We start from the raw sequence: 12,735 nt of genomic DNA, 5'->3' as shown, positions 1-12,735 counted from the left end.
CCGGGAGTGAAGCATGTTTCAGATGATCAGTGCCACCTTGCAGGCACAACTGGGCCAGCTGGTGATGGTGGGCCTGCCGGGGACGACGGTCGATGCCGCCAGCGCGGCGTTGATTCGTGAGCAGCGGGTGGGCGGGTTTATTTTGTTCCGCCGCAATATCGAATCACCCCGGCAGGTGGCGGCGCTATGCCGGCAGCTACAGGAAATCAACGCCGAAGTGTCGACGATTCCGCTCTTGATCGGTATCGATCAGGAAGGCGGTATGGTGATGCGGATTGAAGAAGGCATGACTCCGCTGCCTTCGCCCATGGCCTATGCCTCGGGCTATGCCTCGCATGCGGTGCGCGGCAGCAGCCCGGCCGATTGCGAGCAGCTGCATTACTACGCGGCCGATGAGCTGCGCCAGCTGGGGATCAATATTAATTTCGCCCCCAGCCTTGATATCAACAATAACCGCCAAAACCCGGTGATTGGCGTGCGCAGCTTTGGCGAAAATGCCGCCACGGTGAGCGTGTATGGCCTGGCGGCGCTGCGCGGTATTCAGCGCGCGGGGCTGGCGGCCACCGCCAAGCATTTCCCCGGGCATGGCGATACCGCCACCGATTCGCACTATGCCTTGCCGCTGGTGCCGCATGACCGCGCGCGGCTCGAGAGCGTGGAGCTGGTGCCGTTCAAGTCGGCGATTGCGGCTGGAGTAGATGCGATTATGACGGCGCATGTGGTGTTTCCGGCGATTGAGCCCGATCCAAACACGCCGGCCACACTCTCGCGCGCGGTGCTCACCGGCCTGCTGCGCGAAGAGCTCGGTTTTGCGGGCCTGATTATTACCGATTGCCTCGAGATGGATGCAATTGGCCGCCGCCCCCAGAATCCGGCCTGGCCCGCGGGCGATGGCACGGTGCAGGGTGCGGTGCAGGCGATTGCCGCTGGGGCGGATATCGCGCTGGTGTCACACACGCTGGCGCGCCAGCAAGGCGCCGTGGCGGCCCTGACGCAGGCCGTGAAACAGGGGCTGATTGCCGTTGAGCAAGTCGAGGCCAGTGTGGCGCGAGTCTTGGCCTTGAAAGCCAAAGCCGTGGTGCAAGACTGGGCCAGCTTGCCGCGCGAGCCGCAGGCCTTGCAGCAAAGCGCCGCCTTGCAGCTGGCCGCCGAGATCCAGGCTGCTGGCGTCGAGTTTTATGGCCCGCCGTTGCAGCCGGGTGAGCCAGTGGTGCTGGTGACGGTTGAGCTGAGCCAGCGCACCGAGATTGATGAGGTGGCGCTGGGTGCTTCGGTAAGCGCGCGCGGGACTTTATTGCCCTATCTGCAGGCCGCCGGCTGGCCGGTGCATGAGATTGTGATTAGCCCACAGGTAACGGCCGAAGAGGCCGCCTATGTGCAGGCCGCGGCCGCTGCGGCGCCGCAACTGGTATTCCAAAGCTATAACGCCACCCGCTTTGCCCAGCAGGCGGCGCTGATCGCCAGCTTGCCGATGGAAAAACTCACGCTGATTGCCGGGCGCAATCCTTATGATTTGGCGCTGGCGCCCACGGCCCGCAGCCGTGGCGGGGCGTGCAGCAATCGCCCGGCAGCATTGCAGCAACTCTTGCCGCGCCTGTTGGGTATATCCGTATAGGCTATGTTGGGTATTGCTCCTAGGGCAATACCTGCCTAGGTATCGAGAGATTGCTGACGATAGCGCTCGGGTGAAAGGCCGGTGTGCTGGCGAAACATGGCAATGAAGGCCGACGGATTGCCATAGCCCAGTTGCCACGCCATATCGGCGATGCTCACGCCCTGCTTGAGTAAGGACTGCGCGGTGAGCAGGCGCAGCCGTTGGCGCCATTGGCCAAAATTCATCCCTAGCTCGCGTTGAAACAGCCGTGCCAAGGTGCGCTCGCTGGTGTGCACTTGCGCAGCCCAGGCGCTCAGCGGTTGATTATCTCCGGGCTGCGCCTGCAGGGCGCGCAAAATCGGCGCTAGCTGGCGATGCTCGCTATGGGGCAGATAGCAGCCTTGCTTGGGGGTGAGGCACAGCCGCCCGAGCAGCAGCTCGGCTTGTTGTTGATCGAGCGGGCTGCTCAGCGCTTGCACTTGGCGCTGATAAAAGTCATCAAACAGCGCCCGAACCAGCGGCGTTTGGCTCAGCAAGCACGGCTTGGCCGGCAGTCGCGCGGCCCACTCTGGGCTGACATAGGCCGAGCTGTAGGCCAGCGCCTGACTGATGTAGGCCGCATGTGGCACTTCGGCGGGCACCCACACCAGAAAATCCGCCGGCGCGACTAGGGTTTCCTGATCCAGCGTGATTTCCAGCAGACCCAGATTAATGCGATTGAGCTGCCCCCATGGGTGCCGGTGCAGCGCGTAGCCAGTGTGCGCTTCAACGGCTTCATGCCGCAGGTAGAGCGGCGCCGGGGTGGGCAGGGTGAGATCGAGCGGGGTATAGGGGCAATCCATCTTGGCGGTTTTACCATATCGGCTTGGCGGTTTTTCATTATAAACATTCAAATGGTCATTGCTAGACTGGCCGGCATATTGAATCGAGAGGAGAGTGCGCATGCCTCAATTTGCGTATCCGGTGCTGGCCGTGTTGATCTGGGCGGGCAATACCGTGGTGTCTAAGGCGGCGGCGGGCATGATTGACCCTGCGGCGATTTCGCTCTATCGCTGGTCGCTGGCCGCGCTGGTGCTGACGCCGCTGTGCTGGCGGGTGGTGTGGCGCGCGCGAGCAGCGATCTGGGCGCATGCCGGCCAATACGCCACGCTGGCGCTGCTGGGCATGGTGCTGTATCAATCGCTGGCCTATTTTGCCGCCCATGCTACTTCGGCCACCAATATGGGGGTGATTTGTGCGCTGATGCCGCTGCTGGGTTTGCTGTTGAATGCGCTGCTTTTCAGCGTGCGCCCCGGCAAGCTGGCAGTACTGGGCGTAGCGGTTTCGCTAGCTGGAGTCTTGTATTTGCTTGGACAGGGCCAGCCGGCCAGCTTATGGCAGCATGGCGTAAACCGTGGTGATGGGCTGATGTTGCTGGGTACGGCGGCCTATGCGCTGTACGGGATTTTGCTGCGGCGCTGGCAGTTGCCATTGGGGCACTGGTTTAACTTGTATGTGCAGATTCTGTTTAGCCTGCTGGCCTTGCTGCCGCTGGCGGCGACGGCCACGACGCTCAGTGTTTCACACGCTGCTGCTGGTTTGGTGTTATATGCGGGGCTGGCTTCGTCGATTCTGGCGGCCTACTGCTGGATGCAGGGCGTGGCACAATTGGGTAGCGAGCAGGCGGCGATTTACATGAATTTGCTGCCGCTGTTTACCGCGATTATGGCGATGTTTTGCTTGGGCGAGCGTCTCGCGAGCTATCACTGGTTGGGTGGGGCGGGGATTTTGTGCGGAGTGTTGCTGGTGCAATGGCCTAGCCTGCGCGGCCGGCCACTGCGCCTAAGTAAAGCCTGATGGGATAAGCCTTGAGAAGCACTTTCTCGTTTGAAGACATTACAGTTTGAAGCGGCTGATCATCTGGCCCAGCTGGCCAGCCAGATGATTTAGATCGCTAATCACTTGCCGCGCCGAGCCGATTGATTGATTGCCTTCTTCGGCCATATTGCTGATCCGCTCGGCGGCTTGGGCAATTTGTGTGGTGGCCATCGATTGCTCGCTGGTGGCTTCGGCGATGCCTTTAATGCCGGCAATCACTTCGCTCATTTGCCGCTGAATGTCTTCGATTTGCAGCGCCGCGGTTTCCGCTAGCTGCACACTATCGTTCACCGTGGTGGTGGTCAGATCCATATTGTGAGTAGCTTGCTGGGTTTGCGCGCGCATCGCGCTGATTTTCTGGCTGATCTCGACCGTGGCTTCGCTTGAGCGTTCGGCCAGCTTACGCACTTCATCGGCCACAATGGCAAAGCCGCGGCCTTGCTCACCAGCCCGCGCGGCTTCAATCGCGGCATTGAGCGCCAGCAGATTGGTTTGGTCGGCAATTTCCTTGATCACATCGATGATGCTGTTGATCTGCTGCGAATGATGCTCCAGCTCGTGCATCACGCTGGAGAGGGTAGAAACACGGCTGGAAATCTGCCCCACCTGCTGCGCGGCCTGACGCACGCGCTGAGTGGCCTGACGGGAGACGTCGCCCGTGTGCTCGATTAGTCGCTCGGCATCTTGGGAATTATCCGCAATGTGATTGATGCTAACGGTGATTTCTTCAATCGTGGCGGCGGTAGAGCTCGCTACATCGCTTTGATCGCTCGCGCCCTGGCTCAAGATTTGCGCCATTTGATCGATGCGTTGCACACCGCTGGTGAGTTTGACGGTTTCATCGCGCACGGTGCTGAACATCTGCCGCAATTGCCCCATAAAGGTGTTGACGTGGGTGGCAATCTGGCCGATTTCATCGCCTGATTGCACCGGTAGCTGAATCGTCAGATCGCCAGCTCCGGTTGTCAGCGAATGCATCATGTCGCGCAGGCGCACCAGCGGGCGGGCGATGGCATTGCCCAGCAGTAACGACACCACAATCGCCACCACCAGCATCACAATGCCGGTATAGGCCGCTTGCCAGATCGCGTCGCGAATGTGCTGATGAACCAGATTGGCATCCAGATCAACGCCCACTACGTAATTTTCGCCCTTGCTGTTTTTTACCGGCATCAGAATCGTGCGCAAAAAACCATATTGCGGGCTGGTGCTTTCTTCAAATTCGATTTTGCCGCTTTGTGCTGCGCGGATGGTGGCGGCATCGGTTTCTGGTACATCGCTAGGCTTCAGATAAAACTCGTGATTAGGGTCTTTAAGCTGCTCATCCGAGAGCGAGGCCGTGGTGTAGGTGACCTGACTGCCATTAACGATAAAGGTATACAGATAGCTCACCCCCAGCGCCTTGGTCACGGCGGTGACGTGTTCGGCTTCCTGCCGCTTGGATTTGAGATCAACCTGTTCGCGCGGGGGCAGATTGTCGTGGTAATTGGGGCCGATGATTTGCACATAGGCAAGGGCCGCCATTTTGAGTTGGCCATCAATTTGCTCAAGCGCGGCCGTTCTGGCCTGTTGGATGGCTTGCGCGGTAAACACCCCGATTGTGAGCAGGGAGACCAGCAAAAAAGCCAGCTGGAGTTTGAGGCGCAAATGCAGTGAGCGAAAGATAGTCATGCCAGGATCCCGAAGCGGATAAACAGAAGCTGCTTAATCAGCTTAGTTGCCGACCTTACGTAGCTCAAGTTTCTTTCACGGGCTGAATCAGTAATGGGGCAGGGCGGTGTACCGCATAACCTTGGGCGTAATCCACGCCCAAATCGCGCAGGATTTCGAGCTGGTGGTGGTTTTCAACAAACTCGGCCACAATTTTCAGCCGCAGCGCTTTGGCCATTTGCACCACCGCGGTCACTAGCGCGAGATCGGAGGCATTGCGCTCAAGATTGCGGATCAGGCTGCCATCGATTTTCAGGTAATCCACGTCCAGCTCTTTGAGGTAGCTAAACGAAGAAAAGCCGCTACCAAAATCGTCCAGCGCAAAGCGACAGCCTAGCTGCTTGAGGGTGGAGACAAAATGTCGCGCCGCCTGAATATCGGTCATGGCGGCGGTTTCGGTAATTTCAAAACACCACTGCTGGGCCGGGGTGGGGCTGGCCTGAATCCATTCGCGCAAGGTGTGTAAAAAAGCGTGATCCCCGAGCGAGGCGGCGGATAAATTAATACCGTAGATCGTATGCGGTGGTAACGCCTGCTGCAAGATGGTGCGGGTGACCCAGCGATCGATCTTGCCGATCAGGCCAAAGCGTTCGGCCGCGGGCAGAAATTGCCCGGGGGGCACCGGCTCACCTTGCTCGTCGAGTGCGCGGATTAATATTTCGGCGTGGTCAGGCACGCTGTGTGGCGCCCCGGTGGATTTGAGGGCTTGCATATGCTGAATAAACAGCACAAAGCGGTCTTGTTGCAGCATCTGCGGTAGCTGCGCGGCCCAGCTCATTTGTGATTGCAGCTGATGGTGTTGTTGGTCGACCTCGGTGGCAAAAGCAATTTGCCCGGTGCCGCGTTCTTTGGCGATGGCGCAGGCAGTATCTGCGCGCATAATGTGTTCGCGCAGGCTTTGCTGGCCATCGGCAATGGCGATGCCGAGCGCGCCGCTAAGGCTAAACAAACGCCCTTGCCAGACAAAGGGGTAATTCTGAATTTCGCGCAGAAGCTGTTGCGCCAGCTCGCTCGCCTGGCTGGCATCGGCATTGGGTAAAAAGATGCAGAATTCATCGCCACCAAAACGCGCCATGCTGGCTTGCGTGGGAAGCAGGCGGCCAAAGCGCAGCGCCAGCAGGCTGAGTAATTCATCCCCCGCACTATGGCCGCACAGATCATTCACCAATTTGAACTGATCCAAATCCAGATACAAAATCGCTCCGCGATGGGCGCTGGCCAGTTGCATCTCAAAGCCGCGCCGATTCAGAAGTTTGGTGAGGCTATCATGGGTAGCCTGATATTCCAGCTCGCGCCCCACGCGCAAGCTATTGCGGGTGATAAACACCGCCACCAGGCTGCTGATGATGAGCAAAGTGCAGAGCGCGCCCGCGAGTTGCCATAGGCGGCGCACGCGGATCTCATCAAGCTGGCGCAGTAGGAGTTGCTCTTGCTGTTCGCTGTAATGAATCAGCGCATCGATGGCATTCTGGTATTGATGGATAAAGGTGCGGCGAAACAGAAAGGCGCGGTTGGCTTCTTCTGCGCTGCGAAAGCGGCCCGCCAGTACTTGCTCGGCCACGGTCAGAAAGCCATTTTTGTATTCGTCGAGTGCGCTACGTAGCTGCGCAAGGGCCAGGGGTTTTTGCTCGGGAAGGGTTTGCTCGAGCTGCCCCAAGCGCACATAAGCTTGGTTGAGCTCCTGATTCCATTGCCGCCATTTAAAGCTGGCGTGCTCAGGAATATCGACAGCCAGAAAAACATCTTTTTCAAAACGGCGCAGGTCGCCAAAGTCAGCGCGTAGGGTCTGTACGCTGCTATAGGTGCGGTGCTGACGCGATAGCTCTTGGGCCAGCTGCTGATAGCTGTGGTTGATTTCATTACCCATCAGCAAACCGAACAGCAGCGTGAGCAAGACCAGGCCGGCAAATGCCAAGCCAATGCGTAGCCCCAGCCGCGTGGCGATCAGTTCGCTCATGATGGTTTCCGGCAGTCGTATGGCTTTAGCATAGTGAAGCGATGGCAACTCGGCCAGTCGCCCACCGCATAGCGCGCATTTACGCTGGCAATAAAAAACGCCACCTAGATACCCAGGTGGCGTATATCGCTAGAGGCTAGCTAATTCAATTACTTCAGAGTAACACCCCAGTTGGCTTCCACACACTTGGTGTATTGGCCGTCGATCAGGGCATTGTATGGGGTCTGGTAGCTCACCAGCTGACACTTGTTGTCGCCGCCGACTTTCCAGTCTTTTTCCCAGTAGATGTTAAATGCGGCAGACGATGCGCCATCAAAGCGGCCCATGCCTGAGCATTTCATCGACTCTTTCGTAATATCCCAACCCAGATCACGGGCAAACTCGGTGTAGTAGTTCAGACGATTTTGCGCCGCCGCTTTGGTTGGTGAATCCTGGCATTCGGCATTGATAATCTGGATTGTCGTTGGGAAGTCGTTACCCAGCTGACGCGATTTATCAAAGTCGTTTGGTACCCAAGTGCCATCAATCACGTGCAGCATCGATGGTTTTGGTGGCTGTGGGTACACGAAGAAGAACACAGCCGACGCCAGGTTCAACCAGCTTTCAGCAACACGATCCGGATCTTTCAACAGTACGGATTGGTCGCCATCAAACATCGCTTGGCTGAATGGACCGTAGTTGTAGTTGTAAGACAACTGTTTCGCGCCACGGCCGAAGTATTTCTTGAAGCCGCCTTTCGCGTCGGTGCCGCAAGTCCAAACTTTGTTGAATACTGGGTCAGTACACTCGGTGTTGTAACCACAACCGGTGCCTTCTTCAGTACAACCCATTTCGCGCACATGCACCAGCGCTTGCAGCCATTCTGGGTTGCCGTATTGCTCTACGCTATGACCACCAGTTTCTTGGGCAAAGTGCGCAAATGATGCTGCCAGCGAGCGGCGGCAGATTTCATCGGCATTGCGGCCATCAGTGTAGTCACCGCAGAACGCTGGGAATTTAGCGGTGGCTTGCAAGAAGCGGGTGTAAGTGTAGCTTGGGTGCGCTTTCGAGAAGTAGTAATCCCACTTCGCTTTGGGCAGGATGGCTTCCACGCGTTTCACATTGCTTGGGTTGCTCATCAGCCCTGGCGCTACCGCTTCCACCACCGAGTTTGGCAAGGTGCGAACAGAGGCTTTTACTTTGCGGAAGATATCGCTATTGGTCAGCGTAGCGGCATAAGCTTCTGCTTCCGCTTTAGTGGGCACGCCGCCCGTTGAGCCGCCACCACCTGGTACTGGGGTTGGCAAGCCGCTGGCATCACAGTTGCCCGCTGCGGCCCAAGTGGCATCTTTGCCTGGCTCAGCGCCGACATTCGCCCACCATTTGGCGGTGTAATTCACGCCGTTAAAGCTGACTTTGGCGCCACCAGCGTACGAGCTGCCTGAGTTCCAAGCGGCTTCACATTTTGGCAAGCCAGTGCCTGGATTTGGGGTGCCAGTTGGCGCCGCAGTTGGCGTTGGCGCGCTAGTTGGTGCCACCGTTGGAACTGCCGTTGGCGCTACAGTCGGTTTTGGTGTCGCGGTCGGCGCTACTGTTGGCGCCGTAGTCGGTGCCGCGGTAGGTTTTGGCGTCGCTGTTGGTGCTGTCGTTGGTGCCACGGTCGGTTTAACCGTTGGAGCCGCCGTCGGTACTGCGGTTGGCGCCGTGGTCGGTGCTGGGGTCGCGCCACCGCTGGCTACTTTTTCCCATGGGCCCCATTGGCTGGCGCCCGGGATTTCACCGGTAGTCCACCACTTGGCTTTGTAAGATTGACCCTGATACGTCACGATCGAGCCACCGGTATACACCGCGCTTGAGCTCCATTCGGCCGCCCAAACGCTGGCGCTGAGGAACATCGCGGCCAACAGCGCCGTTAGTTGTACTTTCTTATGCATAAAGTCCCACTCCATTTGAAGGTAATGGCCAGTTTCCGCGGGCGGAAGAGGTTGCAAATCCTTCATTGTTCGCAACCTGGCGCTTTATGTAGAGCGACTGTCGGGCATGCTCGGCCGGGCGGTGCTCAGGGTAAATTCAGTCGAACTGGTATCGCTGAATTTTCGCCATCGTACCATTTGTAGCTAGCGAGTCAATGACTACATGTTGGGGAAAACACGTAGTAGCTGAAAAAAGGTTGACAACATCACAGGATGCTTTCTGCATAATTTTTAAATCTGACGCCAAGCTTTTTTGGTGCGGATTGGCGTTTAAAACGTTAACAAAATCTAATGTGATTTAGCCGCCTAATGGGGCGAAAACCGGGCAAATAAACCGGCGGTGCGGCAGGTGAGTCGGTATAATGCGCAGCTTGTCGTGCCGTGTGTAAGGGCTTGTAGTCAATGAAGAATTGGTTCAAAACAGGGCTGGCGCTAGTCAGTGCCTGCATGCTGTTCAGTAGTACGGTCTGGGCTGAAGACGAGCCCTTGCCCTTTGATAGCCCGGAAGCGGCCACCGCCATCACGAAGCGCGCGACCGTTAATCCGAATCAGGCGAGTAATAGCCCTAGTCAGCGTGCGGAAAAAGCCACACCGGCCAAGAAAGGCAAATCCGCCAAGGCCAGTCAGCGTGGCGAGCGCCGCACTGCCAAAGCACGGGGTAAAGGCCGGGTGGAGAGCAAGGCCGTGCGTGCTAAGCAAGCTACTGCCGGTAAAAAGGTGCGCAGCAAGCAAGTGCAAACCAAGCAGCTACGCAGCCAAAAAACCGACCAGAGCCGTGAGTTGAAACGGTCTAAATCGTCTAGCCGCAAAGCGCCACAAGCGGGTAAGGGCGGCAAAGCGAAAACCGCGGCCAAAGGCAAAACCCAGCGCCGCTAAATCATTTCGCTGGGGCATCAGCCAAGCTACAAATAAAAAAGGAGCCACTGGCTCCTTTTTTATTGTTGGGTATGCCGCTGCAAGCTATTTATTATAAGGCTTGCAGCGATATACCCTGCTTGCGCTTAGCGGCTAATCCGGCCTAGCTCTTCAAAATAGGTCGGGAAAGTTTTGGCCGTGCATTTCGGGTCATTAATCCGCACCGGTACGCCACCCAGAGCCACCAGCGAGAAACACATCGCCATGCGGTGATCGTCGTACGTGTCGATTTCGGCATTGGGCGTGAGTTGCTCTGGCGGAATCACCGAAATCCAATCCTGACCTTCTTCCACTGTCGCGCCGACTTTGCGCAATTCGGTCGCCATGGCTGAGAGGCGATCGGTTTCTTTCACGCGCCAGCTTTCGATATTGCGAATGGTGGTTTTACCGTTGGCAAACAGTGCGGCGATCGCGATCGTCATCGCCGCATCGGGGATGTGGTTCAGATCGACATCAATCGCTTTGAGTTGCCCATCCGCTGGGGGCGCCGCTTCAATCCAGTTTGGGCCCCAGGTGATCTGCGCACCCATTTGTGCCAGCGTTTCGGCAAAGCGTTTATCGCCTTGAATCGACTCGCTGCCAACGCCGGTGACGCGCACCGCATCGCCACCGCCGATGGCACCGGCGGCGAGGAAATACGACGCGCTCGATGCATCACCTTCTACAAAAATCTCGCCTGGCGATTGGTAGACCTGGCCGGCAGGGATAAAGAACTCGTTCCAGCTCTTTTTCTCGACTTTCAGGCCAAATTTGGCCATCAGGTTTAGCGTGATTTCGATATAGGGTTTAGAAATCAGCTCGCCGACCACTTCAATGGTCATATCACGGTTGGAGAGTGGCAAGGCCATCAAGAGGCCGGTCAGGAACTGGCTCGATACATTACCTTTCACCTGCACCTTGTCGGCCGCTACTACGCCCGGCTTGATCTGCAGCGGTGGGAAGCCTTCGTTGCCCAGATAATCAATCTGGCAACCGGCTTGGCGCAGCGCATCGACCAAGTCGCCAATCGGGCGCTCATGCATCCGCGGCACGCCGTGCAGGTGATAGCTGCCGTTGGAAAGCGCCAAGGCAGCGGTCAGTGGGCGAAACGCCGTGCCGGCGTTACCGAGGAATAGGTCGGCGTCTTTATTCGGGAAATTGCCTGCGCAACCGTGCACGATAAAGTCGCGGCTGTCGCCGATTTGTTCAACCTTGACGCCCAAAGTGGCGAGGGCTTCGAGCATGCGTTGGGTGTCGTCCGACGCCAGCAGGCCACGCACGGTGGTTTGCCCGCTGCACAGCGCGGCCAGCAGTAAAGTGCGGTTAGAAATGCTTTTGGAGCCGGGCAGGGCTACCGTGCCGGCCACTTTGGCAATCGGAGAGAGAACGAGAAATTCCATCGGTCAGTCCTTGGTGAGTTCTTTCAGCGCCTTCATCACGCGATCGGGCGTCAGTTTATTCAGGCAATCCATATGCCCCAGCGGGCACACACGTTCAAAACAGGGGCTACATTCCAGATCCAGCGTGACCACTTTGGCGCGAATGGCCAGTGGCGGGGTAAAGCCGGGTGAGCTTGAACCATACACGGCTACCAGTGGGCGCTGAAGCGCGGCGGCCACGTGCATCAAGCCCGAATCATTACATACGGCGACGCGGGCCAAGGACAGCAGATCAATCGCTTCGGCGAGGCTGGTTTTGCCGGCCAGATTCACCACTTGCGGGCAGCGTGCGCTAATTTCGGCGCAGATTTCCTGATCTTTTACCGAGCCAAACAGCCACACCTGATAGCCATCGGCCAGCAGTTGCTGGGCCAGCGCGGCGGCATGCTCAGCGGGCCAGCGCTTGGCTGGGCCGTATTCGGCGCCCGGGCAAATGGCCACCATCGGCGGCTCGCTACTGAGGCCAAGTTTGCTCAGTGCCGCCTCACGCTCCGCCGCGTTAATGGTGAGTACCGGATAGGGCATCGGCTCGGTGCGCGGGGCGGTTTTTTCATCGCCCAGCGCATAAAAGCGTTGCACCATCTGCGGTAGCTGCAGCGGGTCTAGCTCGCGAATATCATTGAGTAGGCCATAGCGCATTTCGCCCACCCAGCCGGTGCGCTGGGCAATCCCGGCCAGCAGCGGCACCAGGGCTGATTTGAGCGAATTGGGCAGCACAATGGCTTGATCATAGCCGCGCGCTTTGAGCTGGCGGGCCAGCTGCCAGCGCGTGCGCAATTTCAGCTCGCCGTGCCCAAAGGGGGCATCGATGGTGCTGCTGATTTCGCGCATACGGGCGTGCAGTGGGCGCGTCCAGGCAGGCGCCAGGACATCAATCTCGGCCTCGGGATGGCGCTGCTTGAGGCGGGCATACAGCGGCTGGGCCATGATGGCGTCGCCCACCCAGGCGGGCGCCACAATAAGAATGCGTTTCACAACAAACCCCGGCAAAAACAAAAAAAGCGGCGGCCACTGGCGCACCGCTTGCTCGCGAGCGGGAAATCCCGCGGCCGATTAATGGCCTTTGATGACTTCGCCTTCTTTCAGCTTGTAGTGCGTGCCACAGTATGGGCATTGCGCTTTGCCGGTTTTGGCGATGTCGAGGAAGACGCGTGGGTGCGAATTCCATTTATTCATATTCGGCATCGGACAGTGCAGGGGCACGTCGTGGGCAGTTACTTCGATTTCTTTTTGAGTATTGTCGATCAGACTCATAATGATCTCCAGTCAGCGAGTGGGGTATTGCTTGCTAGGCTAATCATTATCAGCCCTAGCGGGGTATACCCATGCAGT

General features: G+C 58.0%; 10 protein-coding genes. 3 read left to right on the top strand and 7 right to left on the bottom strand.

Features of this window, described 5'->3' with window-relative positions:
• Positions 1-13: 13 nt before the first annotated feature.
• A complete protein-coding gene (gene nagZ, locus QV747_RS14125; RefSeq protein WP_273431956.1) occupies positions 14-1,615 on the top strand; it encodes a beta-N-acetylhexosaminidase in 1,602 nt (533 codons plus the stop codon).
• A 35-nt stretch (positions 1,616-1,650) separates the two neighbouring features.
• Here the strand turns inward: nagZ and QV747_RS14120 are convergent, their stop codons facing one another.
• Positions 1,651-2,538, bottom strand: a complete 888-nt coding sequence (locus tag QV747_RS14120; protein ID WP_273431958.1) for a helix-turn-helix transcriptional regulator — start codon at positions 2,536-2,538, stop codon at positions 1,651-1,653.
• Between QV747_RS14120 and QV747_RS14115 the strand changes: the two genes are divergently transcribed.
• Positions 2,537-3,430 carry a DMT family transporter gene (locus QV747_RS14115; protein ID WP_273431960.1) on the top strand — a complete coding sequence of 298 codons (894 nt, stop codon included), beginning with the start codon at positions 2,537-2,539 and terminating at the stop codon, positions 3,428-3,430. The two genes, QV747_RS14120 and QV747_RS14115, sit on opposite strands and share 2 nt — an antisense overlap.
• Before the next feature lie 39 nt (positions 3,431-3,469).
• Here QV747_RS14115 and QV747_RS14110 read toward each other — a convergent pair whose 3' ends face one another.
• From QV747_RS14110 to QV747_RS14100, 3 genes are all read right to left on the bottom strand, one after another.
• The gene (locus tag QV747_RS14110; RefSeq protein ID WP_273431962.1) at positions 3,470-5,122 is read right to left on the bottom strand and encodes a methyl-accepting chemotaxis protein; all 1,653 of its coding nucleotides are present in this window, start codon (positions 5,120-5,122) and stop codon (positions 3,470-3,472) included.
• Between the two features lie 64 nt (positions 5,123-5,186).
• Positions 5,187-7,118, bottom strand: a complete 1,932-nt coding sequence (locus QV747_RS14105) for a bifunctional diguanylate cyclase/phosphodiesterase (protein WP_273431964.1) — start codon at positions 7,116-7,118, stop codon at positions 5,187-5,189.
• A 149-nt stretch (positions 7,119-7,267) separates the two neighbouring features.
• On the bottom strand, positions 7,268-9,031 hold the full coding sequence (locus tag QV747_RS14100; protein ID WP_273431966.1) for a glycoside hydrolase family 19 protein: 1,764 nt from the start codon (positions 9,029-9,031) through the stop codon (positions 7,268-7,270).
• A gap of 441 nt (positions 9,032-9,472) precedes the next feature.
• On the opposite strand from QV747_RS14100, the gene QV747_RS14095 reads away from it, so the two are divergent.
• A complete protein-coding gene (locus QV747_RS14095; protein WP_273431968.1) occupies positions 9,473-9,946 on the top strand; it encodes a hypothetical protein in 474 nt (157 codons plus the stop codon).
• A 125-nt stretch (positions 9,947-10,071) separates the two neighbouring features.
• Here QV747_RS14095 and aroA read toward each other — a convergent pair whose 3' ends face one another.
• The 3 genes from aroA to QV747_RS14080 form a co-directional block, all read right to left on the bottom strand.
• Positions 10,072-11,364, bottom strand: a complete 1,293-nt coding sequence (aroA, locus tag QV747_RS14090; protein WP_273431970.1) for a 3-phosphoshikimate 1-carboxyvinyltransferase — start codon at positions 11,362-11,364, stop codon at positions 10,072-10,074.
• A 3-nt stretch (positions 11,365-11,367) separates the two neighbouring features.
• A complete protein-coding gene (waaF, locus tag QV747_RS14085) occupies positions 11,368-12,378 on the bottom strand; it encodes a lipopolysaccharide heptosyltransferase II (protein ID WP_273431973.1) in 1,011 nt (336 codons plus the stop codon).
• Between the two features lie 78 nt (positions 12,379-12,456).
• Positions 12,457-12,657, bottom strand: a complete 201-nt coding sequence (locus QV747_RS14080; RefSeq protein WP_028449834.1) for a zinc-finger domain-containing protein — start codon at positions 12,655-12,657, stop codon at positions 12,457-12,459.
• Between the last annotated feature and the right edge of the window lie 78 nt (positions 12,658-12,735).

Origin of the sequence: uncultured Chitinibacter sp., assembly GCF_945957625.1 — a bacterium.
Taxonomy (GTDB): domain Bacteria; phylum Pseudomonadota; class Gammaproteobacteria; order Burkholderiales; family Chitinibacteraceae; genus Chitinibacter; species Chitinibacter tainanensis.
The sequence above is the reverse complement of the archived record's forward strand: the minus strand, read 5'-3'. Positions and strand labels throughout refer to the sequence as shown.

Excerpts from the sequence above, each read along its gene's own strand:
- QV747_RS14080 (WP_028449834.1), bottom strand. The coding sequence starts at position 12,657 with ATGAGTCTGATCGACAATACTCAAAAAGAAATCGAAGTAACTGCCCAC.
- nagZ (WP_273431956.1), top strand. The coding sequence starts at position 14 with ATGTTTCAGATGATCAGTGCCACCTTGCAGGCACAACTGGGCCAGCTG.
- QV747_RS14105 (WP_273431964.1), bottom strand. The coding sequence starts at position 7,118 with ATGAGCGAACTGATCGCCACGCGGCTGGGGCTACGCATTGGCTTGGCA.
- QV747_RS14115 (WP_273431960.1), top strand. The coding sequence starts at position 2,537 with ATGCCTCAATTTGCGTATCCGGTGCTGGCCGTGTTGATCTGGGCGGGC.
- QV747_RS14110 (WP_273431962.1), bottom strand. The coding sequence starts at position 5,122 with ATGACTATCTTTCGCTCACTGCATTTGCGCCTCAAACTCCAGCTGGCT.
- QV747_RS14095 (WP_273431968.1), top strand. The coding sequence starts at position 9,473 with ATGAAGAATTGGTTCAAAACAGGGCTGGCGCTAGTCAGTGCCTGCATG.
- QV747_RS14100 (WP_273431966.1), bottom strand. The coding sequence starts at position 9,031 with ATGCATAAGAAAGTACAACTAACGGCGCTGTTGGCCGCGATGTTCCTC.
- aroA (WP_273431970.1), bottom strand. The coding sequence starts at position 11,364 with ATGGAATTTCTCGTTCTCTCTCCGATTGCCAAAGTGGCCGGCACGGTA.
- QV747_RS14120 (WP_273431958.1), bottom strand. The coding sequence starts at position 2,538 with ATGCGCACTCTCCTCTCGATTCAATATGCCGGCCAGTCTAGCAATGAC.